21 protein-coding genes and 1 pseudogene are annotated in these 26,977 nt (G+C 60.0%); 6 read left to right on the forward strand and 16 right to left on the reverse strand.

Going from position 1 to position 26,977, the window contains the following annotated elements; all coding sequences use genetic code 11:
* Nucleotides 1-98 precede the first annotated feature (98 nt).
* Nucleotides 99-1,025: pseudogene (locus tag FBY04_RS26280) on the reverse strand (S-type pyocin domain-containing protein); the annotation flags it as partial.
* Nucleotides 1,026-1,146: 121 nt separating this feature from the next.
* Nucleotides 1,147-2,334 carry a Na+/H+ antiporter NhaA gene (gene nhaA / locus FBY04_RS26285; protein WP_084321771.1) on the reverse strand — a complete coding sequence of 396 codons (1,188 nt, stop codon included), beginning with the start codon at nucleotides 2,332-2,334 and terminating at the stop codon, nucleotides 1,147-1,149.
* A gap of 238 nt (nucleotides 2,335-2,572) precedes the next feature.
* On the opposite strand from nhaA, the gene FBY04_RS26290 reads away from it, so the two are divergent.
* Complete coding sequence (locus FBY04_RS26290; protein ID WP_145318017.1) at nucleotides 2,573-3,667, forward strand: PLP-dependent cysteine synthase family protein; 1,095 nt, start codon at nucleotides 2,573-2,575, stop codon at nucleotides 3,665-3,667.
* Nucleotides 3,668-3,790: 123 nt separating this feature from the next.
* Here the strand turns inward: FBY04_RS26290 and FBY04_RS26295 are convergent, their stop codons facing one another.
* The 3 genes from FBY04_RS26295 to FBY04_RS26305 form a co-directional block, all read right to left on the reverse strand.
* A complete protein-coding gene (locus FBY04_RS26295) occupies nucleotides 3,791-5,404 on the reverse strand; it encodes an NAD(P)/FAD-dependent oxidoreductase (protein WP_084321769.1) in 1,614 nt (537 codons plus the stop codon).
* A 95-nt stretch (nucleotides 5,405-5,499) separates the two neighbouring features.
* Nucleotides 5,500-6,153 (reverse strand): COG3650 family protein, encoded by a 654-nt coding sequence (locus tag FBY04_RS26300; protein WP_145318020.1) that lies wholly within the window; start codon nucleotides 6,151-6,153, stop codon nucleotides 5,500-5,502.
* Between the two features lie 167 nt (nucleotides 6,154-6,320).
* Complete coding sequence (locus tag FBY04_RS26305) at nucleotides 6,321-6,920, reverse strand: short chain dehydrogenase (RefSeq protein ID WP_145318023.1); 600 nt, start codon at nucleotides 6,918-6,920, stop codon at nucleotides 6,321-6,323.
* A 105-nt stretch (nucleotides 6,921-7,025) separates the two neighbouring features.
* Here FBY04_RS26305 and FBY04_RS26310 point away from each other — a divergent pair, with 105 nt between their 5' ends.
* Entirely contained in the window at nucleotides 7,026-7,934 is a 909-nt protein-coding gene (locus FBY04_RS26310) for a LysR family transcriptional regulator (RefSeq protein WP_084321766.1), read from the forward strand.
* 185 nt (nucleotides 7,935-8,119) lie between these two features.
* Here FBY04_RS26310 and FBY04_RS26315 read toward each other — a convergent pair whose 3' ends face one another.
* From FBY04_RS26315 to FBY04_RS26335, 5 genes are all read right to left on the reverse strand, one after another.
* Nucleotides 8,120-8,821 carry an ABC transporter ATP-binding protein gene (locus FBY04_RS26315; protein ID WP_008034381.1) on the reverse strand — a complete coding sequence of 234 codons (702 nt, stop codon included), beginning with the start codon at nucleotides 8,819-8,821 and terminating at the stop codon, nucleotides 8,120-8,122.
* Nucleotides 8,822-9,589: a high-affinity branched-chain amino acid ABC transporter ATP-binding protein LivG gene (livG, locus tag FBY04_RS26320; protein WP_048393925.1), complete on the reverse strand. Its 768-nt coding sequence runs from the start codon at nucleotides 9,587-9,589 to the stop codon at nucleotides 8,822-8,824.
* The gene (locus tag FBY04_RS26325) at nucleotides 9,586-10,842 is read right to left on the reverse strand and encodes a high-affinity branched-chain amino acid ABC transporter permease LivM (RefSeq protein WP_008034379.1); all 1,257 of its coding nucleotides are present in this window, start codon (nucleotides 10,840-10,842) and stop codon (nucleotides 9,586-9,588) included. Before FBY04_RS26325 ends, livG begins: the two co-directional genes overlap by 4 nt.
* The gene (gene livH, locus FBY04_RS26330; protein WP_084321765.1) at nucleotides 10,839-11,762 is read right to left on the reverse strand and encodes a high-affinity branched-chain amino acid ABC transporter permease LivH; all 924 of its coding nucleotides are present in this window, start codon (nucleotides 11,760-11,762) and stop codon (nucleotides 10,839-10,841) included. Before livH ends, FBY04_RS26325 begins: the two co-directional genes overlap by 4 nt.
* 232 nt (nucleotides 11,763-11,994) lie before the next feature.
* Entirely contained in the window at nucleotides 11,995-13,122 is a 1,128-nt protein-coding gene (locus tag FBY04_RS26335) for a branched-chain amino acid ABC transporter substrate-binding protein (RefSeq protein WP_084321764.1), read from the reverse strand.
* A gap of 339 nt (nucleotides 13,123-13,461) precedes the next feature.
* On the opposite strand from FBY04_RS26335, the gene FBY04_RS26340 reads away from it, so the two are divergent.
* Nucleotides 13,462-13,767 (forward strand): DUF2288 domain-containing protein, encoded by a 306-nt coding sequence (locus FBY04_RS26340; protein WP_084321763.1) that lies wholly within the window; start codon nucleotides 13,462-13,464, stop codon nucleotides 13,765-13,767.
* Nucleotides 13,768-14,007: 240 nt separating this feature from the next.
* On the opposite strand, the gene FBY04_RS26345 is transcribed toward FBY04_RS26340, so the two are convergent.
* Nucleotides 14,008-16,209 (reverse strand): hypothetical protein, encoded by a 2,202-nt coding sequence (locus FBY04_RS26345; protein WP_084321762.1) that lies wholly within the window; start codon nucleotides 16,207-16,209, stop codon nucleotides 14,008-14,010.
* A 196-nt stretch (nucleotides 16,210-16,405) separates the two neighbouring features.
* Between FBY04_RS26345 and FBY04_RS26350 the strand changes: the two genes are divergently transcribed.
* Nucleotides 16,406-17,302 (forward strand): NAD(P)-dependent oxidoreductase, encoded by an 897-nt coding sequence (locus FBY04_RS26350; protein WP_145318026.1) that lies wholly within the window; start codon nucleotides 16,406-16,408, stop codon nucleotides 17,300-17,302.
* Here the strand turns inward: FBY04_RS26350 and FBY04_RS26355 are convergent.
* Complete coding sequence (locus FBY04_RS26355) at nucleotides 17,193-19,475, reverse strand: bifunctional diguanylate cyclase/phosphodiesterase (RefSeq protein ID WP_084321802.1); 2,283 nt, start codon at nucleotides 19,473-19,475, stop codon at nucleotides 17,193-17,195. The genes FBY04_RS26350 and FBY04_RS26355 overlap by 110 nt on opposite strands.
* Nucleotides 19,476-19,625: 150 nt before the next feature.
* A complete protein-coding gene (locus FBY04_RS26360) occupies nucleotides 19,626-19,991 on the reverse strand; it encodes a YkgJ family cysteine cluster protein (protein ID WP_084321760.1) in 366 nt (121 codons plus the stop codon).
* Nucleotides 19,992-20,290: 299 nt separating this feature from the next.
* On the opposite strand from FBY04_RS26360, the gene FBY04_RS26370 reads away from it, so the two are divergent.
* Nucleotides 20,291-21,640, forward strand: coding sequence for an MFS transporter (locus FBY04_RS26370; RefSeq protein ID WP_084321759.1), 1,350 nt, complete (start codon nucleotides 20,291-20,293; stop codon nucleotides 21,638-21,640).
* Between the two features lie 195 nt (nucleotides 21,641-21,835).
* Here the strand turns inward: FBY04_RS26370 and rapA are convergent, their stop codons facing one another.
* Entirely contained in the window at nucleotides 21,836-24,682 is a 2,847-nt protein-coding gene (rapA, locus tag FBY04_RS26375; protein WP_145318029.1) for an RNA polymerase-associated protein RapA, read from the reverse strand.
* Between the two features lie 252 nt (nucleotides 24,683-24,934).
* Here rapA and FBY04_RS26380 point away from each other — a divergent pair, with 252 nt between their 5' ends.
* Nucleotides 24,935-25,276, forward strand: coding sequence for an aspartate-semialdehyde dehydrogenase (locus tag FBY04_RS26380; RefSeq protein ID WP_145318032.1), 342 nt, complete (start codon nucleotides 24,935-24,937; stop codon nucleotides 25,274-25,276).
* Between the two features lie 41 nt (nucleotides 25,277-25,317).
* Here FBY04_RS26380 and FBY04_RS26385 read toward each other — a convergent pair whose 3' ends face one another.
* Together FBY04_RS26385 and FBY04_RS26390 are read right to left on the reverse strand one after the other, a co-directional pair.
* Entirely contained in the window at nucleotides 25,318-26,505 is a 1,188-nt protein-coding gene (locus tag FBY04_RS26385) for an aminotransferase class V-fold PLP-dependent enzyme (RefSeq protein ID WP_145318035.1), read from the reverse strand.
* A complete protein-coding gene (locus FBY04_RS26390) occupies nucleotides 26,502-26,972 on the reverse strand; it encodes a RidA family protein (protein ID WP_145318038.1) in 471 nt (156 codons plus the stop codon). Before FBY04_RS26390 ends, FBY04_RS26385 begins: the two co-directional genes overlap by 4 nt.
* Nucleotides 26,973-26,977: the final 5 nt, after the last annotated feature.

Consider the following 26,977-nt stretch of genomic DNA (forward strand, 5'->3'; position numbering starts at 1 on the left):
ACTCTTATCGTTGCTATTAGTCATAAACATAACCGTTTGCCTATCCCTTATCGTAAGGGGGAAACGGTGTCCTGTCTTTCATGGGGCTCGTTCATTCCTGAAACACTCACCACAATATAAACCGGCAACACACCCGAGTCCGCCGGAAACACAAGAATGAAATCCTTGTAATCAGGCGGATACACCGGGTTAACGATAATGCTGTCAGCCGCCTTGGTCGGCGGGTAAACCCAGATGTGCGGCGCTTGTGGTGCGGCTTCCAAGGCGGGGATGCCGAGGGTGTTTGAACCGTCCTCGGCCGGTGTCCAGATCAGTTCGATGCCGTCTCCAAGATCAGCCACTTGCTGACTGCCGCGCAAAGTGAATTGCACGACATCGACCATCTCCCAGTCACGGTTTTTACCGGTGTAGAAACCATATCCCTTGAGACTGCCGTCAGCCTGTTGCTCGACCCGCAGGCGAACGCGAGTGCGGGCCTGTTTGAGGGATCGCAGTTGATCTTCGGTGTAGAGCGAGCTATCGCCAAGGCTCGACGGTATGATCAGGGCCAGCAAGCCTGCCAAGGTGGCAGTAGCGGTGCTGGCGGCGACGGCGGGCAGTGCGGCGAACGCTGAGCCGGCTAGCGCAAGGCTGCCGAAACCAGCCGGAATCGCAGTGCTACTGATTTTCTTGAGCGGCACGACACCGCTTTCATCGGCCTCGCGAGCGCCGAGCAGAACCAGCTCGCCGTAATCTTCCAGGCTGTCAGTCGGAACAACGCCGGAGGGATTCGTGTAATCGATGATTGCATCGGGCAGCTTGCAGGACTTGGCGAACACACATCCAGCGCGGACAACGTCGTCCTTTTTCGCAGCGACTTGCAGGCTGTCTTCGAAGATCTGCTGTCTGGCGAGCATGGCGTCGTAAGCGTTTTGCCTGGCATCGCGCTCGGCCAGTTCGGTGGCCGTCATGTAGCGGTGGGTGACGTGATGCCCGTCGCCTGATGGTGGGTTTTGAACCCGGGGAATGTCCTTTTTGCCAGCCACTGATTGTCCTTTCGCTCGTCCATCGGCAACCCCCGAAAGAGGGGCTGCGCGACGTTAACGAACGAGGCTAATTGTGGCTGTAGGACGAATCCTGGATGACGCTAAGAGTGTTCTCTATCGATCAGGATTGCAGCGCGGCGTTCTTGCGACTCGCCGCCGCCGTCACCGCATAACCGATCAACGCCGCCAATATCGAACCGGTCAGAATCCCCATCCGGTCCATCCCGGCGTACTCACTGGCGCCCGGCACAAACGCCAGGGAGCCGACAAACAGGCTCATGGTGAAGCCGATCCCGCAGAGTATCGCGACGCCCAGCACCTGGCCCCAATTGGCGCCTTGGGGCAGGGCGGCGATGCCGATTTTCACCGCCAGCCAGGTCAGGCCGAACACGCCGAGGGTCTTGCCCAGCAGCAGGCCGACGGCGATGCCCATTGGCACGTGGTGGGTGAAGCTTTCGACGGTCACGCCGCTCAGGGACAGGCCGGCGTTGGCGAAGGCGAACAGCGGCAGGATGCCGTAGGCCACCCACGGGTGCAGGGCATGTTCCAGGGTCAGCAGCGGCGAAGGCTCGGCGTTTTTCGTGCGCAGCGGGATGCAGAAAGCCAGGGTTACGCCGGCCAGCGTTGCATGGACACCACTCTTGAGCACGCACACCCAGAGGATCAGACCGATGATCATGTACGGTCCAAGCTTGACCACGCCAAGCCGGTTCATCGCGATCAGCGCCACGATGCAGGCCGCCGCGAGCGCCAGGGACAGGGTCGACAGGGTGCCGGAATAGAAGATTGCGATGACGATGATGGCGCCCAAGTCGTCGATGATCGCCAGGGTCATCAGGAACAGCTTCAGCGACACCGGCACACGCTTGCCCAGCAGGGCAAGGACACCGAGGGCGAAGGCGATGTCGGTGGCCATCGGTATGGCCCAGCCAGCCAGGGCTGCCGGGTTATCGCGGTTCAGGAACCAGTAGAGCAGCGCCGGCACGACCATGCCGCCAATCGCGGCCGCGCCCGGCAGTACGATCTGCGACGGTTTCGACAGCTGACCATCGAGGACTTCGCGCTTCACTTCCAGGCCGATCAGCAGGAAGAACAGCGCCATCAGCCCGTCGTTGATCCACAGCAGCAGCGGCTTGGCGATTTTAAGTGCGCCGATCTGGGCGACCACGGGGGTGTCCAGCAGACCGTTGTAGAGCCACGACAACGATGAGTTGTTAATGATCAGGGCCAGGGCTGCAGCGGCGATCAACAACAGACCGCTGGCAGCTTCCAACTGAAAGAAACGCGTGAAAGTGCTACGCAGAGGCAAGGTCGCTCTCCATCGAATTATCAAAAAGGTGGCACACCCTAACCCGTACCGTTGGTTGTTAAAACAAAAGTTATATTCTTTTTTGTTATATGCCGTTACAGCCGAAAGGTGGGCACGGACCTGAGCCTAGCAGTTGCCGGACGTATTGAAGCTCAGCTGTATCTGTGCGCGATGTCGGATTTTTCCTAAGCTTCAGGGCTGAGCCTTGCGACAAGGCCGACTCAACGAGAAAACCACCATGAGCGACAATCGACAGTGGGCCCGCGAAGCCATCCGCATCATCGAAGCCGACTTCCAGCGCAGCGCCGACACCCACCTCATCCCGCTACCCCTGCCGGGTTTGCTGGGCATCGAGTTGTATTTCAAAGATGAGTCGAGCCATCCCACCGGCAGCCTGAAACATCGTCTGGCGCGTTCGTTGTTCCTCTACGCATTGTGTAACGGCTGGCTCAAACCCGGCGCGCCGGTGATCGAAGCGTCCAGCGGTTCGACGGCGATTTCCGAGGCGTATTTCGCCCGTTTGCTCGGCCTGCCGTTTATTGCGGTGATGCCGGCCACCACCTCAAAAGAGAAGATTGCGCAGATCGCTTTCTATGGCGGCAAGAGCCATCTGGTGGACGATCCGACGCAGATCTACGCCGAGTCCGAGCGCCTGGCGCGCGAGCACGACGGGCACTTCATCGATCAGTTCACCTACGCCGAGCGCGCCACCGACTGGCGGGCGAACAACAACATTGCCGAATCGATCTTCCATCAGATGCGCTTCGAGCAGCACCCCGAGCCGAGCTGGCTGATTTCCAGCCCCGGCACCGGCGGTACCACCGCGACCCTCGGCCGTTATGTGCGTTATCGCCAGCATTGCACCCGGGTGCTGTGTGCCGATGCCGAGCGTTCGGTGTTTTTCGATTACTACCTGACCGGCGATGCCAGCCTGCGCCTGGATCACGGTTCGCGGATCGAAGGCATCGGTCGGCCACGGGTCGAGGCATCGTTCCTGCCGAAGGTGATCGATGCGATGGTCAAGGTGCCGGACGATCTGTCACTGGCGGCCATGCATTACCTGGCGCAACGCTTGGGGCGGCGTGTGGGCGGGTCGAGCGGGACCAACCTGATCGGGGCCTTGATGGCGGCGCATCAGATGGTGGCAACGGGGGAAACGGGGTCGATCGTGGCGATTCTGTGCGATGGCGGCGAGCGCTATGAGACCAGTTATTACGATCAGGCCTGGCTCAAGGCGCAGGGGTATCAGTTGAGTGGGTTGATGGATGTCGTGGCGGCGAGTGTCGAGCGTGGGGAGCCGTTGCCGGCGACCGTGCTGCGCGCCAACATCTGACGGCCAACACGAACCTTGTAGGAGCCGGCTTGCTGGCGATGAACGGAAACGCGGTTTGCCAGACAGATCGCGTTATCGTTCATCGCCAGCAAGCCGGCTCCTACAGGGTATGTAGGTTTCGGATCAGGCTTGCAGGCCGAGGATGTCGCGAGCAACGGCTTCGGCGATGCGAATCCCGTCCACACCCGCCGACAGAATCCCGCCCGCATAACCGGCGCCTTCACCCGCCGGGAACAAGCCTTTCACGTTCAAACTCTGCATCGATTCGTTACGGGTAATCCGCAGCGGCGAGGATGTACGCGTTTCGATCCCGGTCAACACCGCGTCATGCAGCGAGTAGCCACGAATCTGCTTCTCGAACGCCGGCAAGGCTTCGCGAATGGCTTCGATGGCGAATGCCGGCAAGGCCAGCGCCAGATCACCCAGCGCAACACCTGGCTTGTAGGACGGCTCAACGCTGCCCAGCTCAGTGGACGGTTTGCCTGCGATGAAATCGCCAACCAGTTGCGCCGGCGCTTCATAGTTGCTGCCGCCCAGCACAAAGGCGTGGGATTCCAGGCGTTCCTGCAACTCGATACCGGCCAGCGGGCCGCCCGGATAATCGATTTCCGGGGTGATGCCGACGACGATCCCGGAGTTGGCGTTGCGTTCGTTACGCGAGTACTGGCTCATGCCGTTGGTCACGACGCGATTCGGCTCGGACGTCGCCGCTACCACGGTGCCGCCCGGGCACATGCAGAAGCTGTAGACCGAGCGGCCGTTCTTGGCGTGGTGCACCAGTTTGTAGTCGGCGGCACCCAGTTTCGGGTGGCCGGCGTATTTGCCCAGGCGCGCGCGGTCGATCAGAGACTGCGGGTGTTCGATACGGAAACCCACCGAGAACGGCTTGGCTTCCATGAACACGCCACGACCGTGGAGCATGCGGAAGGTGTCCCGGGCGCTGTGGCCGAGGGCCAGAATCACGTGTTTCGAATGGATCTGCTCGCCGCCGTTGAGTTCGACGCCGACCAGTTGGCCGTCCTCGATCAATACGTCGGTGACGCGCTGCTGGAAGCGTACTTCGCCGCCCAGGGCGCGAATCTGTTCACGCATGTTTTCCACAACGCCGGTGAGCCGGAACGTACCGATGTGCGGTTTGCTGACGTAGAGGATTTCTTCCGGCGCACCGGCTTTGACGAATTCATGCAGGACTTTGCGACCGATGAATTTCGGGTCTTTGATCTGGCTGTAGAGCTTGCCGTCGGAGAACGTCCCCGCGCCGCCTTCACCAAATTGCACGTTGGACTCGGGGTTGAGCACGCTTTTACGCCACAGGCCCCAGGTGTCCTTGGTGCGCTGGCGCACTTCGGTGCCGCGTTCGAGGATGATCGGCTTGAAGCCCATCTGCGCCAGCAGCAGCCCGGCGAAAATCCCGCACGGGCCGAAACCGACCACGACCGGGCGTTGCTGCAGATCGGCCGGCGCCTGGCCGACCACTTTGTAGCTGACATCCGGCGCTACGTTGACGTTGCGGTCGTCGGCGAACTTGTGCAGCAGTGCGGCCTCGTCCTTCGCAGTGAGGTCGATGGTGTAGATGAAGCACAGTTCGGAGGACTTTTTGCGCGCATCGTAGCTGCGCTTGAACAAGGTGAAATCGAGCAGGTCATCACTGGCGATGCCCAGGCGCTGCACGATGGCAGGGCGCAGGTCTTCTTCGGGATGGTCGATCGGCAGCTTGAGTTCGGTGATTCGTAACATGACAGGATCCGGTTCGCGGGGCGCACAACTGCGCCAAGGCGTTTGAAGCCCGCGATTATAAGCCTCAAAGAACGAATCCCGTGAGGCTTAAACGATCAGTCGTCGCGCGATCCGCCGAAATACCCGCAGCCACGTTGAACCTGGCCATCGATGCGCAATTCGGCGCTCATGTGCTGAACACTGCCGGTGCTGCTGTCGACGCAACGCTGCGGTGCGACCCACAGTTCGATGTGCTGGTTGTTGGCTTCGGTGCTGAGGTCGAAGCGGCCATCACCCAGTTGTTCTTCAACATAAGGCACGGCCAATGGGGGTTGACCCGCACGGTCGATGACCATGCCTTTGCCGCTGACTTTCACGTTCCACTCCGGGCCGTGACCGGCGGCACGCAGGATCAGCAGTTTGAAATTCGGATCGCCGCAGGCGGTGCCCGAGCGTTCGACGCGGTACAGCTGTTCCAGGTCGAGGCGGCTGTCGACGATCCGCCCGCGCACGTCGGCGAATAGTTTGCCCTGGGCATCGGCGAGGGTCGCGGCCTCCTGCAGGACGCTGGTGCCGCCGGTGTCGTTGACCACGAAACTGCGCTGCTCATTGCACGGCTGGAACAACAGCTTGCCGTCGGCCGCCGTCAGCTGGCCCTGCATTCGGGTCTGGCCCACGTGGGAAGCACTTTCACGCGGGCCATCCAGCAACTGACAGGCGGCGAACAGTGGAAGCAGGGCAACAAGGACTAAGGAACGGGCAACACGCATCTTTGGCTCTCCAGACAAGTGCCGCCACGTTACTCAGCCTGACCGTTCATCACAACCCCGCGATCAACCTTGTAGGAGCCGGCTTGCTGGCGATCGCCTCACCGCGGTCTTCAGGTGCATCGCGGTGAGGCGATCGCGAGCAAGCCGGCTCCTACAAATAGTGTTGTTCAGCCGACGTGAAAGGTCTGACCTGTTTGCAGGCCTTCCACGCTTTTGGCGTAGGCCAATGCCACATCGGCGGCCGGAACCGGCTTGTAACCGCGGAAGTACGGCGCGTATTTGCCCATGGCTTCAACCAGGACATTCGGGCTCACCGAGTTCACCCGCAGGCCGCGTGGCAGTTCGATCGCCGCGGCACGCACGAAGCTGTCGATGGCTCCGTTGACCAGTGCTGCCGAGGCGCCGCTGCGGATCGGGTCGTGGCTGAGTACGCCAGTGGTGAAGGTGAACGATGCGCCATCGTTGGCAAATTCGCGGCCGATCAGCAGCAGATTGACCTGGCCCATCAGCTTGTCTTTCAAGCCCAGAGCGAAACTGTCTTCGGTCATTTCATTGAGCGGTGCGAAGGTCACGTTGCCCGCGGCGCAGACCAGCGCATCGAACTTGCCGGTCTGTTCGAACAGCTTGCGGATCGAGGCGCTGTCGCTGATATCCACATGGAAATCGCCGCTGTTGCGGCCGATGCGAATGATCTCGTGACGCTCGGACAATTCCTTGTCGATCGCCGAACCGATGGTGCCGCCTGCGCCTATCAAAAGAACTTTCATGCTGTTGAACCTCGTGTGTGTTGAAAGTGGCTTCAGTCTAGAGTGGTTTTTTCTGTAGATAAGCGCGCTAATAGGCAACCTTTGGTTTTCAAATGGAAACAGTCCATGAGCGAGATGGATGATCTGGCGGCGTTTGCGGTATTGATCGAAGCGGGCAGTTTCACTTTGGCTGCGCAGCAATTGGGTTGCAGCAAAGGGCAGTTGTCCAAGCGCATCAGCCTGCTCGAGACGCGGTTTTCCGTGGTGTTGTTGCAACGCACCACGCGCCGCTTGAGCCTGACGGCGGCGGGGGCGGCGCTGTTGCCGCAAGCCCAGGCGTTAGTTGTACAAGTGGAAAGGGCGCGTCAGGCATTGGCTCGGTTGAAGGACGACATGGCCGGGCCGGTGCGTATGACGGTTCCGGTCTCGTTGGGGGAAACTTTCTTCGATGGCTTGTTGCTGGAGTTTTCCCAGCAGTACCCTGAAGTGCAGATCGAACTCGACCTCGACAACAACTATCGTGATTTGTCTCGCGACGGTTTTGATCTGGCAGTGCGTTCCGAAGTGGGCAACGACGAGCGCCTGGTCGCACGACCCCTGTTGGCCTGGCATGAGCTGACCTGCGCCAGCCCGGCTTACCTTGAGCAGCACGGCGAGCCGCTGACGCCACAGGCACTCGCCGAACATCAGTGTTTACTCAACAGTCACTACAGCGGCCGTGAAGAATGGCTTTATCACCAGCAACACGAGTTATTGCGGGTGCGTGTGTCGGGACCGTTCGCCAGCAATTATTACAGCCTATTGAAAAAAGCCGCATTGGGTGGCGCGGGTATTGCGCGGTTGCCGTCCTACCTGCTGCAAACGGAATTGGCTGACGGGCGTTTGCGCTGGCTCCTGCGCGATTATCAGACACGTCGCATGCCGATGTACCTGGTGCATCCGTATCAAGGTGGGTTGCCCAAGCGCACGCAGGTGCTGGCGGATTATTTGATTGGCTGGTTCAAGCGCAGTGGGGAGGCGCTGGACCGGTTGTAAGCCATCACACAGTCCTTGTAGGAGCCGGCTTGCTGGCGATAGCGGTACAACATTCGAATACGATGTTGACTGATCCACCGCTATCGCCAGCAAGCCGGCTCCTACAGGGGATTTTCGTTGTCTGGGGGATTGGGGCAGGCACAAAAAAACGGCCCGAAGGCCGTTTTTTTGTTTACCGCGAGGGCTCAACCACCGAGGTACGCTTCGCGTACTTTCGGGTCGGTCAGCAGCGCTTCTCCAGTGCCTTGCATCACCACCCGGCCGTTTTCCAGCACATACGCACGGTCAGCGATTTTCAGCGCCTGGTTGGCGTTCTGCTCTACCAGAAACACCGTCACACCGTCCTTGCGCAGTTGCTCGATGATGTCGAAGATCTGCTGGATGATGATCGGTGCCAGGCCCAGCGATGGCTCGTCAAGCAGCAACAGCTTGGGCTTGCTCATCAGCGCACGGCCGATGGCGAGCATTTGCTGTTCGCCGCCGGACATGGTGCCGCCGCGCTGGTTGAAGCGTTCTTTCAAGCGTGGGAAAAGTCCCAACACCTTGTCCATCTGTTCCTGGTAATCGCCCTTTTCGGTGAAGAAACCACCCATGGAGAGGTTTTCTTCCACGGTCAGGCGAGCAAACACCCGACGACCTTCCGGCACGACAGCGATGCTCTTGCGCATGATCTGCGACGAGCTCTGACCGACGAGCTCTTCGCCCATGTAGCGGATGCTGCCGCTGTGGGCTTGCGGCGAACCGCAGAGGGTCATCAGCAGGGTTGACTTGCCGGCGCCGTTGGCACCAATCAGTGTCACGATCTCGCCCTGACGGACTTCGACGTTGACGCTGTGCAGCGCCTGGATCTTGCCGTAGAAGGTGGAAACGTTTTCGAATTGCAGCATTTACGCTTCCCCCAGGTAGGCTTTGATCACTTCAGGATTGTCGCGGATCTGTTCCGGCGTACCGTCGGCCAGAGGCGTGCCCTGGTTGATCACGACGATGTGGTCGGAAATGCTCATGACCAGTTTCATGTCGTGTTCGATCAGCAGCACGGTGACGTTGTGCTCTTCACGCAACATGCTGATCAGCGCCTTGAGGTCCTCGGTTTCCTTCGGATTCAGGCCGGCAGCCGGTTCGTCGAGCATGAGGATCCGCGGGCGGGTCATCATGCAACGAGCGATTTCCAGGCGACGTTGCTGACCGTAGGCCAGGGTGCCGGCCGGACGGTTGGCGAATGCCTTGAGGTTGACCTTGTCCAGCCAGTACTCGGCGAACTCCATGGCTTCGCGTTCGCTTTTGCGGAAGCCCGGGGTCTTGAACAGGCCCGCCAGGAAGTTGGTGTTCAGGTGACGGTGCTGGGCGATCAAGAGGTTCTCGACCGCGGTCATGTCCTTGAACAGGCGCACGTTCTGGAAGGTTCGCACCACGCCTTTGAGGGCGATCTTGTGGCCGGGCAGGCCTTCGATCGGCTCGCCGTCCAGCAGGATGCTGCCACCGCTCGGTTTGTAGAAACCGGTCAGGCAGTTGAACACGGTGGTTTTGCCGGCGCCGTTGGGGCCGATCAGTGCCACGACCTGTTTCTCTTTCACGCTCAAGGCTACGCCGTTGACCGCCAGCAAGCCGCCGAAGCGCATGCTCAGATTGTCTACTTTAAGAATCTCGCGGCTCATTTGCGCAGCTCCATGTGAGGACGTTGCATGGGCAGCAGACCTTGAGGACGCCAGATCATCATCAGCACCATCAAGGCGCCGAACATCAACATGCGGTATTCACTGAACTCACGCATCATTTCCGGCAACAGGATCATCACTGTGGCGGCGAGTACGACGCCCAGTTGCGAGCCCATGCCACCCAGCACCACGATGGCGAGGATGGTCGCCGACTCGATGAAGGTGAAGGACTCCGGTGTCACCAGGCCCTGACGCGCGGCGAAGAAGCTGCCGGCGAAACCGGCGAAGCACGCACCGAGGGTGAAGGCCGATAGCTTGATGATCGTCGGGTTCAGACCCAGTGCACGGCAGGCGATCTCATCTTCACGCAACGCTTCCCAGGCGCGGCCCAGGGGCATGCGCAGCAAGCGGTTGATGACGAACAGCGCAAACAGTGCGAGGAACAACGCGACCAGGTAAAGAAAGATCACCTTGTTGATCGAGTTGTATTCCAGGCCGAAGTACTCATGGAACGTCTGCAGGCCTTCAGCCGCTTTACGCTCGAAAGTCAGGCCGAAGAACGTGGGCTTCTCGATGTTGCTGATGCCGTTTGGGCCACCAGTGATGTCGGTCAGGTTACGCAGGAACAGACGGATGATTTCACCGAAGCCCAGGGTCACGATCGCCAGATAGTCGCCGCGCAAACGCAGGACCGGGAAACCGAGCAGGAAACCGAACGTGGCCGCCATCAGGCCGGCAATCGGCAGGCAGATCCAGAAGCTCAAGCCGTAGTAATGCGACAGCAGCGCGTAGCTGTAAGCGCCGACGGCATAGAAACCGACGTAACCGAGGTCGAGCAGACCGGCCAGGCCGACCACGATGTTCAGGCCCAGGCCGAGCATCACGTAGATCAGCACCAGCGTGGCGATATCCACCGCCCCGCGGGAGCCGAAGAACGGCCAGACCAGCGCACCGACGATCAGCGCGATGATGATCCAGCGCTGGGTGGTCGGCAGGGTCAGGAAATTACTGGCCTTGGCCGGCATCACCGGCAGGTTGGGCGAGGATTTCCAGGCCGAGCTGATCTGCTGGTCGAACAGCACCCGCAGGAACATCAGCACCGAGCACACGGCGATGGTGATCAGCGTGGCAGTGCTGGTGCCATGGACTTCGAGGTTGATGCCGACAATGGTCAGCTTCAGACCGAGTACCGGGTAGGCGACAGCCCACACCAGCAAGGCGCTGAACAACGCCTGTTTAAGATTCCTAGTCATACTTTCTCAACCTCCGGACGGCCCAACAGGCCGGTTGGCCGGAACAACAACACCAGAACCAATAGGCCGAACGCCACGACGTCCTTGTACTGGTCGCCGAAGATATCGGCACCAAAGGCTTCCGCCACCCCAAGCACGATCCCGCCGAGCATGGCGCCGGGGATGCTGCCGATTCCGCCCAGTACCGCTGCGGTGAAGGCCTTGAGGCCGACCAGGAAACCGGCGTTCGGGTTGATCACGCCGTATTGCATGCTCAGCAGCACGGCCGCGATGGCCGCCAGCGCGGCACCGATGACGAAGGTCAGGGCGATGATGTTGTTGGTGTTGATACCCAGCAGGTTGGCCATCTTGATGTCTTCGGCACAGGCGCGGCAGGCGCGACCCAGGCGAGAGCGGGAGATGAACAGCGTCAGGCCGAGCATGGCGACCAGGGTCACCACGAACACCACGATTTGCATGTAGGAAATCAGCACTTCGTGTGCGCCACCTGGCCCGATGGCGAAGTTGCCGGGGATCAGGTTGGGGATGGATTTGTCCTTGGAGTCTTGCGCCAGCAGAACCGTGTTCTGCAGGAAGATCGACATGCCGATGGCGGAAATCAGCGGGATCAGACGGTTGCTGCCGCGCAGGGGGCGGTAGGCGATCCGTTCGATGCTGTAACCGTAGGCACTGGTCACGACAATGGTCGCGAGGAAAGCGGCGGTCATCAACAGCGGAACACTGTCGAGTCCCAGCATGGCCAGCCCGGCGATGGCGATGAACGCCACGTAAGAGCCGATCATGTACACCTCGCCGTGGGCGAAGTTGATCATTCCAATGATGCCGTAAACCATCGTATAGCCGATGGCGATCAGGGCATACGTGCTGCCAATGGTCAGACCATTAACCAGCTGTTGGAAGAAGTGATAGATGTCAGGCATTACAGCGCTCCTAAAAACCTGATACGCATTTCACTGGTGGAGTCATTTTCCCGCTCGAGCCCCGTGGATCTGCATCCACTTCGAACGCGAGGTTTGCCAGCGAACCGCTGATGACGGTTTTGAGATTTTCAGGTGGGGAGACTGGCGGATCACGCCAGCGCGGCCCAATACGTTCGTAAAACAAAGCCCACGGCACGCCGTGGGCTTTATTGGCAGTCAGTCAGGCAACGCCTTACTGAGGCTTGGCTTCAGTTTTTGGTTTGCCGAAGTGCCACTCGTAAACCACAAATTTGAAGTCTTTCAGGTCGCCCTTGGCGTCGAAGCTCAGGTCGCCAGTCGGGGTCTTGAACGTGCCGGCGTGGATAGCTTCAGCCACTTTGGCAGAGTCTTCGCTCTTGGCAGCCTTGATGCCGTCAGCAATCACGGTCACAGCCGAGTAGGCCGGGAACACGAACGGACCGCTCGGGTCTTCTTTCTTCGCTTTGAACGCATCAGCCAGGGCGATGTTGGCAGGATCCTGATCGAAGGATTTCGGCAGGGTTACCAGCAGGCCTTCGGAAGCTTCCTTGGCGATCTGCGAAATGGAGTCGTTACCCACGCCTTCCGGACCCATGAACTTGGCTTTCAGGCCTTTTTCCTGGGATTGACGCAGGATCAGGCCCAGCTCCGGGTGGTAGCCGCCGTAGTAGACGAAGTCGACGTTGGCTTGCTTGAGCTTGGAGACCATCGAAGAGAAGTCTTTGTCGCCGGCGTTGATGCCTTCGAACACGGCAACCTTGACGCCTTTGCCTTCCAGGGTTTTCTTCACGGCGCTGGCGATGCCTTCACCGTATTGCTGTTTGTCGTGCAGAACAGCAACGATTTTCGGTTTCACGAAGTCGGCAATGTAGTTACCGGCGGCAGGGCCCTGGGCGCTGTCCAGACCGATAGTACGGAAGATCATTTTGTAACCGCGATTGGTGATGTCCGGGCTGGTGGCAGCCGGGGTGATCATGATCACGCCTTCGTCTTCGTAGATGTCCGAAGCCGGTTGAGTGGAGCTGGAGCACAGGTGACCGACCACGAACTTCACGCCGTCGTTGACGACTTTGTTCGCGACAGCCACCGCTTGTTTTGGATCACAGGCGTCATCGTATTCAACGGCTTCGAGTTTCTTGCCGTCTACGCCACCCTTGGCGTTGATCTGTTCGATGGCCATTTTGGCGCCACTGAACTGCATGTCGCCGTATTGGGCTACAGGACCGGTCTTAGGGCCGGCGATGCCGATCTTGATGGTGTCAGCTGCGAACGAATGGCTGGCAACCCCGGCCAGAACCATAGCGGCAAACAGTTTGGAAATCTGCTTAGTAGCCTTAGTCATAGTGCTCCACTCTTACTGTTGTAGTTTTTATAGTCCTGGCGCCGTAGCAGCAGAACCGGGTCAGATATCTTCGATATCCTCCGGAAAATGCCCCCGGCAACTGTACCGGTACAGTGTAGAGCGCCGATTGTTAGCCTGGGAAGCTGGCGCCAGGGGGCAAAATCAGGAGGTGTCGCTTTTTTGAAAGAAAAAGACAGAATTGCGGCGGGGGCTTCAGCTGAAATATCAGCAATCCTTGGCTTTCCTGCAGTTTTCAATCGGTAACTCAATTGCATCCGGGTTTTTCTGCCAGACCACCGACGTTATCATCCACGTCGATTTCTTTTCCGGACAGGACCCATGACTCAAGAACCTAGCACCCTCTATGCCAAGCTGCTTGGTGAAACCGCATCTATTACCTGGAAAGAGCTGGAGCCGTTCTTCGCCAAGGGTGCCCTATTGTGGGTCGATCCTGGTCTGGATTTGATCGCTGCGGCGGAAGCGGTGGCGACGGACGAAGGCGAGAAAGTGGCTGCCTGGCTGGCCGCCGACGAGGTCGCCAAGCTGTCTGAAACGCGGGCGCTGGATCTTTTCGAACGTGATCCGGAGTTGTGGGCAGTGGTGGTTTCGCCGTGGATTCTGATCCAGGAAAGGGCGACGAAGTGAATCTATGCACCTAATTAGTGCGAGAGTTCCATCGATAAAAGTGTGTAGCCGAGTAGCGTGATGGCATGTTGCCGTAGAGAAAGGCCACAGAAGGGTCTTGGCGAGGGTGACGTAAACGTAACGGGAACAGTTTATTGAGCAACCTGCGGGCTGCTTAATTGTTTCTGGATGTTGGAATTTGCGGTGGATGTGAGGCCGCATTCGCGGGCTTGCCCGCGAATGCGACGCTGCGGTGTCGGATCAGACCGAAAACGTCTTGCCAGTATGGTTATTGAGGGAAATAACCTTGGTCTTGCCAATCCGGTGACGGTAGATCTCGCGCAGGTACTTGATCGCCTTCTTCACGCAATCGCGCGACAGGCGAATGTCATTGATCGAGACGAACTTGTCCTTGTCGCTGATCAGCTCACGGTACTTTTTCTCGTACATCGGTTTGATCGCATACCAGTTGGTATCGAGAATCTTCGCCGGGTTTTCGAACTCGTTGAGCAAGTCGTCGATCAGGCCTTCGTCAAACTCTTCATTGATGATGAAGTCCAGGATCGAGTTATCCAGCGTGTCGTCGAAACGGTACGGGTTCTTCGCGAAGCAGCGCTTGATGAACGCGACGATCAGCGTCAGGAAGTCGTCCGACAGGCACGGGCTCTTGGCGATCAACGTGGTCAACGACAAGTTGGCCGACGCGCCGATCACCAGGGCATAACGCTTGAGCGTGGTGTTCGGGAACAGGCTGTTGAGGTGAGTCTTCAACCGGTTCAGGTCCATGTAGGACAGTTTGTAGTCCTTCGGCAACGACACGATCGAGACCACCGACGAGCAGTTCTTGAAGAAGTGCAGGTCGTGCAACGCGGCCGCGTCATAACCGGAATTCTTGTACTGCTCCAGCGACGCCCGATAGCGCTTGGATTCGATCGGCAACAAGCTGATGCCTTCGATGGCCTGTGTGACCTTGTTGAAGTGTGGCAGGTCGATGGAGCGGAAGAACAGGTCATCGATGTTCAGGCGCTGCGGTTCTTTCTCGAACACCTTGAACTTGTCGCTGCTCGGCGGCGGCGTTTCCGGCACCACCGATTCGGCGTAGGCAATCGCCACCGGACCGGCCAGACTCATGAACAGGTCGTTGGCGTCGAGGCGAATGGTTTCGCCGATGTCGATGCCGGCGCGACGGAAATAATTCTGGTCGTAGTCGGTCGTGACCGCCTGCGCCGTCAGAATGTTGAAGATCTGCTGCGAGATGTACTGGTTGGCGTGCTTTTCCATCGCGTTGACGTCGATGTTCTGGATGTTGCCGTCATCGCTTTCTTCGGCATAACGCATGATGTCGTTGGAGATCAGCATCATGGCGTTCCATGGGCGGATACGGCCCATGACGCTGGCTTCGCTGCTGTCTTCATTGGCGAAGTTGTAGGAGAAGTCCCACTCTTCCGACAGGTATTTGCACAGCAGGCGACCGGCGTTGATGTGCAGCGCCTCGGACATTTCACTGCGGTGATCGGAAATGTTCGGCAGTACGCAAATGCCGCTGGTGAAGATCGGCTCGAAGACGAAGGAGTGACCGCTCTTGCCGTCATGCTCGTCCATCGGCTTGGTGTCGAACGTCTTGTTCATGTACGAGTGCTGCTGGGCCAGGCCGAATTCCGAGGCCATGCCCGAACCGGTACCGCCGCCGGCGCTGAAGATCGAGAAATACAGGCGCGACTGGTTGGCCTTGATGCCGCAGCTATCGATCAGGTACGAGTGAATCATCTTCCAGTCCGGGCTGGAAAAACGCTGGGTGTCCTTGTTCAGGATGATCTTGGCCAGGTACTGACCGAGGATCGGCGCGTTACCGGCACCACCGGCGTGGACTTCCGACAAGTCCATGATTTTCATTTTGCTGTAGTCGCGCAGGAAGCCGCTTTTTTCGCCTTTGCGCGAGAAGCGGATGCGACCGGCGATGTCTTTGTCCAAGTCGCCGAGCATCACCAGCGGCTCGACCAGGAACACCGGTTTGGTGGCCTTGTTCGTCCCCAGGCGCAGGTTATTGCGAATCCACTGCGCCGGGCTGTAGCCCTTTTCGGCATAGCGTTTGTCCGGCGACAGGCGGTCTTCGTTGTTGAATTCATTGAGGTAGAACTTGCGGGCGTTGTACACCAGCTCCGCGACGTCCAGCGCAATGTTCGAGCCGCAGCGACCGAGGCCGATCAGGCACACCGACGGGAATTCCTGATCGCTGTGCTGTTCGTTGTCGCCTTCCAGGTGCGGCGGGCGCGGGAACACCAGGTCACGCAGGCCATCGAGGTTATCGAGGATGCGGTCCGTGTTGGTCTCGGTGAAATACAGGTATTGCTGAGTCGCCAGCGGGCGCGACGGCGTCAATGGCTTCGACGTTGCGGGGCTGTTCGCCGCGGGGCTCAGCGTCAGATCGGATATCGCAGTGGCGGGATTGTTTTTAGAAGTCATTGTGCGCCATGTACCTGGGCTGGTCGGTCGGGCGACTGCTGTCGTCGAGCCGTCACGGATGGGTTCTCGCGTCTTTTTTTGCGCGTCATTGGCCCAAGCGTCAGGGGGTTGGCCTGAGCATCACTCGGGGGAATCCTTTCCTTAGTCATGATGAATCGGCCAATATTTGGCGATCTTTAATCGAAAAGAAGGCCAAATGATGTCAACGCTACCTTCGTTGGGTTTTGCCGGGATCGGCCTGATGGGTTTGCCGATGTGCCGGCGCCTGCTGGCGGCGGGTTATCCACTGACGGTGTGGAACCGTAATCCGGACAAATGCGCGCCGCTGGTCGAGGCAGGCGCGCGACACGTCGCCACGCCTGCCGAGCTGTGCCAGCACGCCGATGTCCTGATGGTGTGTCTGGCGGACACGGCAGTGGTGCGCGAAGTGGTGTTTGGTCCGGGCGGGATTGCCGAAGGTGGGAAAAGCGGTCAGTTGCTGGTGGATTTTTCCAGCCTGGAACCCACCGCGACGCGGGAAATGTCCGCGCAGCTGGCCGGTCAGGCCGGCATGAGCTGGCTGGACGCTCCGGTGTCCGGCGGTGTTGTCGGCGCCGAGGCCGGCAGCCTGGCCATTATGGTGGGCGGCGAAGCGGCGGACCTTGAGCGTGTCAGGCCAGTTCTGCTCAGCCTCGGCCAGCGCGTCACCCATATGGGCGCGGTCGGGGCGGGGCAGGTGACCAAGGTCTGTAATCAGATGATTGTTGCCTGCAATGCCCTGGTCATCGCCGAAGTGGTGGCGCTGGCCGAGCGTTCCGGTGTGCAGGCCAGCCTGATCGCCGAGGCCCTGGCGGGCGGTTTTGCCGATTCGAAACCATTGCAGATCCTCGCCCCGCAAATGGCCGAAAGCCGCTTCGAACCCGTGAAGTGGCACGTGCGCACGCTGCTCAAGGACCTCGACACTGCGGTGAAATTTTCCCTTGAACAGGGTTCGGCCACACCCGTCAGCGGATTGGCCGCACAACTGATGCGCCTGCATGGGGCTCAGGGCTTTTTGCAAAAGGACCCGTCAACGTTAGTGCAGTTGTACCGCGAGCCAGACTCAGAGGGTTGAAGGCGCGCGTGTGTTTGCGCTGGTTGATCTCGTTCAGCACCGGACGCAACTCCGCCAATGGCACTGGACGACTGAGCAGGTAGCCCTGCACGAAATCGCAGCCGTTACTCTCGAGAAACGCGAATTGCTCAGGGGTTTCGACGCCTTCGGTGATCACCTTTAAATGCAGGGTGTGGGCGATGATGATGAGCGCCTGGACAATTTCCATGTCCTGGGTTGCCGTGGGGATGTCCTGGATGAACGATCGATCGAGCTTCAGCGTAGTGAGTGGCAGGCGCTTGAGGTAGGCCAGTGACGAGTAACCGGTGCCAAACTCGTCGATCGACAGCGACACGCCCAGGGCGCGAATCCGGCGCAGTAGCCCCAACGTCTTGTCGAGATTGCCCATCAACGCATTCTCGGTCATTTCCAGTTCCAGCCGTTGCGGCGACACCCCGGCGCCCCGTAATGCGTGATCGATTTCGTCGACCAGTTCCTCGCGTGCAAGATTCAGGGGTGAGCAGTTCAGCGCGATATGGAGATCTTCGCAGCCTTGGCGCGACAGCTCGCTCAGGTCCTCGCAGGCTTTGTGCAGCACCCAATTGTCCAGTTCGGCGATCAGGCCGTTGGCCTCGGCGATGGCGATGAACCGATCCGGTGCCAGCAACCCGTGGACCGGATGCTGCCAACGAATCAGCGCTTCCAGCTTGCTGACCTGGCCGGTCTTCAGGTCATAGATCGGTTGGTAATAGAGCATCAGCCCGCTGTCGTCGCGAAGGGCGTTGCGCAGCTCTTCTTCCAGTTGCAGCTCCAGAGTGGCATGGGTTTTCAGGTTGGCATTGAAGAAATGCAGACCGTTGCGGCCACTGCGCTTGGATTGATACAGCGCCAGGTCGGCGTTTTTCAGCAACTCTTCGCACGTCTTGCCGTCTTCCGGAAACAGACTGATGCCGATGCTGGTGGTCATGACCATGCAGCGCCCGGCCAGCTCGATGGGCTCCTTCATTTTCAGCATGATGCGCTGGGCCATGAGCCGTGCTTCTTCGCGATCGCGCAGATTGATGAGGACGCAGAATTCGTCGCCACCGAAGCGCGCCACCACATCTTCGTGGCTGCGCACCGAGCTCTTGATGTGGCTGGCCAGGACCTTGAGCAGTTCGTCGCCGGCGTGATGGCCGAGGCTGTCGTTGATCCGCTTGAAATGGTCGATGTCCAGAAACATCACCGCCAGCATGCCGCCTTCACTGGTTTTCTGGAGCAGCTTCTCAGCGAAGATCTGGTTGAAGCCGCGCCGGTTGATCAGGTTGGTCAGGGCATCATTGTTCGCCATGTGCTGCAGTGACATGCGCGCCTGGTCCAATTGACCGAGCAGTGTATTGACCCGTTGCAGGTCGTGTTCCTTGTGTTGCAGTTTCTTGTCCGCCAATGCCGCGCTGATGCTGCTGCCGATGATCAGCAGCGTCATCACCGCCACCGTCAGTCCCAGTTGCACGTGATTGTTGTCACCGGGCAGCGGCTGGAGGCTGTTGTCGGGCAGCACCAGGTCGAGTGCTGCCATGCCGGTGAAGTGCATGCTGACGATGCCGGCTCCGAGCACCAGGCTGGCGGTGTATTTGAGGTGTTGATGAAACGCACCACTGCCATCGCGCAGATGGCTGGAAATCAACAATGCGGCGAGGCTGGCGCCAATGGCGATCACGATCGAGAGGGTAAACAGAACGGGATGGTAATAGGCCGTCGCATTCGAACGCATGGCGGCCATGCCCACGTAGTGCATGGTCGCGATGCCCAGGCCGATCCACACCGCGGCCCGCAGGTATCGCCGGAAACTTACATGTGGATGGCTGAGGGTGTGCATCGCCAGCCATGAGGCCGTCAACGCGAACAACAGCGAGGTCAGGGTGACAGGCATTTGGTAATGAATTTCGATCGGCACCTGGAACGCCAGCATGCTGATGAAGTGCATGGCCCAGATACCACCCGCCAGACACGCGGCACCGACCCAGCGCCAGAGTCGTTGGTTCGCGGATTTTTCTGCATGGCGGACCCGTTCGGTCATGTCCAACGTGGCAAAGCCGGCCGCACAGGCCACCACATAGGCCAGCAACACCAAAAAAGGGTTATGCGCACAGTTGAGTACGACCTGACCGCTCTCTGGCAGTTGAGTCGTGAAATGCAAACCAAGCAACTCCATCGCTTGCCCCATCTCTGAGTCATTCTTGCTGGCGTCATGAACGCTGGCGAATGCTCTGGAGTATAGAGGCCATGTACAGAGTGCAAGGGGTGCTGGCACATTGATACTTAAGTTTTTGGCATTAGTCCTATAGCGTTTGGCACTAAAGCCTTATGCAATCTGCTCATAGGGCATTTCGTACGCGGGTAACAGGGCAGGCAACCCGAACGCTGCCCGTGCCGCATCGCAATCCACGTTCGCCTCGCCATTGGCCCAGGAGGCGTCGAACTCCCGGCAGGTACTGGAGCGCTGGTCGTAGATTGAGCATTGCACGGTGCTGCCCACTTCACCGACCAGCCCGATGCAGCGGGTGGGTTTGCAGTCTGTGCCGAGCATGGCCACGCGATTGGGGCTGATGGGCGCGACAAGCTCATCGGGCACCGTGCCCCCGGCCGAGGTGCATTCACCCCAGAAAAAAGACACGCGAAAATGGGAACAGCAGGCACCGCAATTCAGACACGGACTGGCTTCGGACATGGGCGATAATCAAAGGAGGGTGGGGGACGATGGGGCGGACAAGGCCGCTATTCTAGGCTTCGCCACGGGCTTTGGAAGGGGGTGCGAAAGGTATTTTTCTACGTGTCTCACGGCTATTGAACAACGCTTTTACCCTGTAAACACTGGGCTTTCGCGGTCTGCAGGGCCGGGCATTGTGCGCAGGCTCGCCATGGGCTGATATCAGCCTTACGAATAATTACAGACAGCTACGGCGAGCCTGACTAGATTGCAGGTTCCGGGGACGGTGAGGCCCCAATAACAATAAAAGAGACGGACTCATGCAGAACTCGACCCAAGCGGCGAATGCCTGGCGCATTCTGTTCCTGCTGTTCCTGGCCAACCTGTTCAATTTCTTCGACCGCACCATTCCGGCCATCATCATCGAGCCGATCCGCATGGAATGGCACCTCAGCGATTTTCAACTGGGGATCATCGGGACCGCATTCACCATCGTCTACGCGATTGCCGGCCTGCCTTTGGGGCGGATGGCCGATACGGGCTCACGCGCCAAACTGATGGGCTGTGGCCTGGCGGCGTGGAGTGCGCTGACCGCCGTTAACGGGCTGGTGGGCAGTTTCTGGAGTTTCCTGATCGTGCGCATGGGCATCGGTATTGGTGAGGCCAGTTATGCACCGGCCGCCAACTCGCTGATCGGCGACCTGTTCCCGGCCCACCGTCGCGCGCGGGCGATGGGCATTTTCATGCTGGGCCTGCCATTGGGTCTGTTGCTGGCGTTCTTCACCATCGGCTGGATGGTCAAGGCCTTCGACAGCTGGCGTGCACCGTTTTTCATCGCGGCAGTGCCGGGGCTGGTCCTGGCGATCTTCATGTTCTTCATCAAGGAGCCGAAACGCGGCGCGGCCGAAAGTGTGCAGGTCTCGCAGGAACGTGTGGACCGGCCGATCCATCGGGTGTTGGCGGTGCCGACGTTTCTGTGGCTGGTCATGGCGGGGCTGTGTTTCAACTTCGCCACTTATGCCTGCAACTCTTTTCTGGTGCCGATGTTGCAGCGTTATTTCCTGATGCCCTTGCATGAGGCTGCCGTGGCCACCGGTGTCATCGTCGGCGTGACAGGGCTGTTCGGCCTGACCCTGGGTGGTTGGGTCGCGGACAAGATTCACCAGCGCGTGGCCAATGGACGACTGCTGTTTGCCGCATTCAGCCTGATCATCTCGACGGTGTGCACCGCTTGGGCGTTGCATGCGGGACGGATCGAAATCGGAGTGTTCGTGGCAATGTTCAGCGTCGGCTGGTTGTTTGCCTACAACTTCTACACCTGCGTCTACACGGCAATTCAGGACGTGGTTGAACCGCGCCTGCGGGCCACGGCCATGGCGTTGTTCTTTGCCGGGTTGTATTTGCTCGGCGGTGGATTGGGGCCGGTGGTGGTGGGCGGTCTGTCCGATCACTTTGCGCACACGGCCATGCTGGCGGCCGGTGCCGAGCAAATGACCGAAGCGTTCAAGGCGGTCGGCCTGCATGACGCGATGTACCTGATCCCGGTGGCGCTGTTCTTTACGATGGTGTTTCTGTTTCTGGCATCGCGGTGTTTTGTGCGGGATGCGAAGCGGATGAAGGATGGTTTGGTGGCGGTGGTTGAACCGCAGATACCGGCGGTCACCGCGTAGAAAAATTGGAATAGAGAACCTGTAGGAGCCGGCTCGCTGGCGATGAGGTCCGGTTAATCACCGTCAAATTCAAGGGCCTCATCGCCAGCAAGCCGGCTCCTACTGGGATTGTTGTTGTGGCGGATGTGGTTTTTCGAGGCAAAAAAAAGGCCCGCATCGCAGCGGGCCTTTTTGTTTTTCCGGGGGAAGTGGGGATTAACCCGCCACCAACACCCGAATCGCTTCCAGTCGCAACGCAGCCTTGTCGAGCATGGCCAAGCCTTGCTCACGCTGTTTACGCAAGGCAATCAGTTCGCTGTCGCGTACGGTCGGGTTGACCGCTTGCAACGCAGTCAGGCGTGCCAGTTCTTCGTCGGTGTCGGCCGCCAGGCGACGCTGTGCCTCCGCCACACGCTCGGCGTGGCGCGGGAAGATCTTCTCTTCACCGGCGTTGATCCGTGGCGTCAGCTGATCGCGCTGGGCCTGGATGAACTTGTTGGCGCTGGCACGTGGCACGCTTTCCAGTTGATCGTTCAGGGTTTCGAACGACACCCGGGCCGACAGGTCGTTGCCATTGGCATCGAGCAGGCAGCGTAGCGCGGCCGGCGGCAGGTAACGGCCCAGTTGCAGCGAGCGCGGCGCAACCACTTCGCTGACATAGAGCAGTTCCAGCAACACGGTGCCAGGTTTCAGCGCCTTGTTCTTGATCAGCGCCACGGCGGTGTTGCCCATCGAACCGGACAAGACCAGGTCCATGCCGCCCTGCACCATCGGGTGTTCCCAGGTGATGAACTGCATGTCTTCGCGAGACAGCGCCTGGTTGCGGTCGTAGGTGATAGTCACGCCTTCGTCGTCGCCCAGCGGGAAGCTGGCGTCGAGCATTTTTTCACTCGGCTTGAGGATCAGCGCGTTTTCCGAATGGTCTTCGCTGTCGATACCGAAGGCGTCGAACAGGGTTTCCATATAGATCGGCAGGGCGAATTGATCGTCTTGTTCGAGGATGGCCTCGACCAGCGCATCACCTTCGCCGGCACCGCCGGAATTGAGCTCCAGCAAGCGGTCACGGCCGGTGTGCAGCTCGGCTTCCAGGCGCTCGCGCTCGGAGCGGGCTTCGTCGATCAGCGCTTGCCACTCGCTGTCATCGGCATTTTCCAGCAGCGGCAGCAGGCGCGGGCCGAACTGATGCTGCAAGGCGTTGCCGGTCGGGCAGGTGTTGAGGAACGCGTTAAGCGCTTCGTGATACCACTGGAACAACCGCTCTTGCGGGCTGGTTTCCAGGTACGGTACGTGCAGTTCGATGATGTGTTTCTGGCCGATCCGGTCCAGACGACCGATCCGCTGCTCCAGCAGGTCCGGGTGCGACGGCAGATCGAACAGCACCAGGTGGTGCGAGAACTGGAAGTTGCGACCTTCACTGCCGATTTCCGAGCAGATCAGCACTTGTGCGCCGAACTCTTCGTCGGCGAAGTACGCGGCGGCGCGGTCACGCTCGAGGATGTTCATGCCCTCATGGAACACCGTGGCCGGGATGCCGGAACGCACGCGCAGGGCGTCTTCCAGGTCCATGGCAGTTTCGGCGTGGGCGCAGATCACCAGCACTTTGGTGCGTTTGAGCATCTTCAGCGTATCGATCAGCCATTCGACGCGCGGGTCGAATTTCCACCAGCGCTCTTCTTCGTTGGCGTCCGGCTGGGCCTGGAAGCTGACTTCCGGGTACAACTCGGCGTGATCGCCCAGCGGCAGTTCGAGGTATTCGTCGGGGCACGGCAGCGGATACGGGTGCAGTTTGCGTTCCGGGAAACCCTGCACCGCGGCGCGGGTATTACGGAACAGCACGCGGCCGGTGCCGTGGCGGTCGAGCAGTTCGCGGACCAGACGGGCGCTGGCTTCGGTGTCGCCATCGTTGACGGCGGTCAGCAGCGCTTCACCTTCGTTGCCGAGGAAACCGTGAATGGTCTTGTGCGCTTCAGGCGACAGGCGCCCTTTGTCCAGCAACTCCTGAACGGCTTCGGCCACTGGGCGATAGTTTTCGCTCTCGGCGCGGAAGGCGTGCAGGTCATGGAAACGGTTCGGGTCGAGCAGGCGCAGACGTGCGAAGTGGCTGTCCTGGCCCAGTTGTTCCGGGGTCGCGGTCAGCAGCAATACGCCGGGAATGACTTCGGCGAGTTGTTCGACCAGCGAGTATTCCGGGCTGGCCTTGTCTTCGTGCCATACCAGGTGGTGGGCTTCGTCGACGACCATCAGGTCCCAACCGGCGGCGAACAGCGCATCCTGAGCCTTCTCGTCTTCCACCAGCCATTCCAGCGCAACCAGCGCGAGCTGGGTGTCTTCGAACGGGTTGGCGGCATCGCTTTCGATGAAGCGTTCTTCGTCGAACAGCGCGACTTGCAGATTGAAGCGACGGCGCATCTCTACCAGCCACTGGTGCTGCAGGTTTTCCGGCACCAGGATCAGCACGCGGTTGGCGCGGCCCGACAGCAGTTGGCGATGGATCACCAGACCGGCTTCGATGGTCTTGCCCAGACCCACTTCGTCCGCCAGCAGAACCCGCGGCGCAATCCGGTCGGCCACTTCACGGGCGATGTGCAACTGGTGCGCGATCGGTTGCGCACGCACGCCACCCAGGCCCCAGAGGGAGGATTGCAACTGACGGCTGGTGTGTTCAAGCGTGTGGTAGCGCAGGGAGAACCAGGCCAGCGGGTCGATCTGCCCGGCGAACAGACGGTCGCTGGCCAGACGGAACTGAATGAAGTTCGACAGTTGGGTTTCCGGCAGGGTGACCACTTCGTTCTGCGCGTTGAGGCCGTGGTAGACCAGCAGGCCGTCGACGTCGTCGACTTCCTGGACGGTCAGTTTCCAGCCTTCGAAGTGAGTGATCGAGTCGCCCGGCGAAAACCGCACGCGGGTGAGGGGCGCATTCCGTAGCGCGTACTGGCGAGTGTCGCCAGTGGCCGGATAGAGCACGGTCAACAAGCGGCCGTCCTGTGCCAGAACGGTGCCTAAACCCAGCTCGGCTTCGCTGTCACTGATCCAGCGTTGCCCCGGTTGATACTGCTGCGCCATGCTGCCTGACTCCCACCTTGAAAAAGCGGGCTATCTTAACGGAATCGGCCCTTCAGACCAAAAGGTTTACGGCGTAGGAGCTGCCGAAGGCTGCGATCTTTTGATCTTGGGGAACACTTGAGTTCTACGTTGTCCGATAAAGATCGCAGCCTGCGGCAGCTCCTACAAGTGCCAAGCGGGTCACAGTTTGCGACCGATGGCTCAAGTCGCCATCCCCGCAGCCGACAGCCTGCTGACAGGAGACAACTCATTATGCTGCCACCGATGCTCCCCTTGAGCGCCGTACCGATCACTTCCCAGCACGACCCGATCCGGCAGCGCCCGGACATTCCACCTGTCGTGCCGGTGCAGGAAAGCTCCAACGAAACCACGATCGACCTGCAGCAGCGCGACTCGGAAGAGGCTGCATTTCAGCTGCGCGAGGAGCAGCGCCGCAAGCAGGAGCAGCGAAGGCGTCGTCGTGAAGCCGATGAGGATTCTGACGAACACCTGGCGATTCCCGGTACCGAGCTCAATGCCGACAACACCGTGCCGGTCGCTCCGCTGATTGAAGACGAGCCGCGTCAGGGCTTGTGGGTCGACATTCAGGTGTAGGCGCTGCCGAAGGCTGCGATCTTTTCAGTCGTCACCCATACTCACTGACCGTCCGCCGCCAACGCCCTCAAACTCCTTAACAGCACCTCAACCTCCCTCTCGGTATTGAGATAACTCACCGCAATCCGCGCGATGCTTTCCAGCCCTCTTGCCTGCATGTCCAGCGGCGTATAGGCCACGCCATTGGCGCCGATGTTGATCCCTCGCTGTGCCAGATGCTGCTTCAAATCGAGACTGTCCCAACCCTTGAGCGTGAAGGCGATCAGGCCTGATTGCTGATCGGAGCGCCCCAGGTTGTGCAGCGTCAGCCCGCTGATGGTGCCGAGGCGTTCGGGCAGGTGTCGACACAACCCGTCGATTCGCTGACGAATGCGGGTCGCGCCCAACCGGTTGAATTCCTCCAGCGCATTGGCCAATCCCGCCAACAAGGCCACCGAGACTTCGCTGGTTTCAAAACGCCGCGCATCCTCGCGCACGGCAAAGCCTTCGCCGTCCCAAGGGGCGGACAGCACGTCCAGATGGCCGGGTAGGAGTCGTTCGAGGAACTCCGGTTTGACATACATCAGCGCCGTACCTCGCGGGCCTCGAAGGAACTTGCGCCCGGCGCCCTTAAGCACATCGCAGTTCAGCGCCCGCACGTCGCAGGGCAATTGCCCGAGTGCCTGGCCGGCGTCGATGAAATAAGGAATCCCGTGCTGTCTCGCCACGGCGCCAATGGCTTCCGCCGGGTTGATCAAGCCGCCGTTGGCCGGGAGCCAGGTCAGCGCGATCAGCTTCACCTTCGAGTCGATCATCTGCTTGAGGGCAGGGACGGATACCGCGCCTGTCTCGTCGCAGGGAATCACCTCAAGCCGCGCGCCCGCGCTGACGGCCCGGTACAGGCAGGCCAGATTGCCGCCCCATTCATGGCGACCGACCAGAATCCGCTCGCCGGCCCGCCACGGGCCCAACGCGTTGAACGCCATGCCCCAGGCCGCCGAGCCGCTGCTGGCGAACGCGATGCTTTCAGTGCTGGCGTTGAGCAATGTCGCGGCCGCGTGGCGGGCGCGGGCCTGGATGCTCTGGTCGGCGGCCTCCATCGGGCCGTCGGTGGCTTCGCGCTGCAACTGCTCGATCATCGCGTCGAGGGTGGCTTGGCTGGGCAACGAAGCGCCGGCATGGTTGAAGTGAATCACGCTGGTGCAACCCGGTGTGGCCGCGCGCAAACGCTCCACCTCAGCGAGATTCACGGCCGCAACTCGAATATTGCGTCGATTTCCACCGCCACGCCGCCGGGCAAGCTCGAAACACCCACGGCCGTGCGTACGTGCCGGCCTTTTTCGCCAAGGGCGTTGACCAACAGGTTGGATGCGCCATTGGCAACCACGCCTTGCCGCTGGAAGTCAGGAGCGCTGGCGATAAACACACCCAGGCGGATGATGCGCACCAGTTTCGACAGGTCATCGTTCAGCGCATCGCTGAGTTGAGCCAGCAGGCCCAGGGCTGCGAGTTCGGCGGCGTTGGCACCTTCTTCGTCGGAGATCGATTCGCCAAGTCGACCGATGAACGCCGGTTGGCCGTCCTGCAACGGGATCTGGCCGGAAATGAACAGCTGGTTCTGGCTGACCACATGATTAACGTAGTTGGCGATGGGCTGGCTCGGCGTCGGCAGGCTCAGGCCCAGTTGCTGGACTCGGTGGGCGAGTGAATCGGTCATGGTGA

Origin of the sequence: Pseudomonas sp. SJZ080, assembly GCF_007828295.1 — a bacterium.
Lineage (GTDB): Bacteria > Pseudomonadota > Gammaproteobacteria > Pseudomonadales > Pseudomonadaceae > Aquipseudomonas > Aquipseudomonas migulae_A.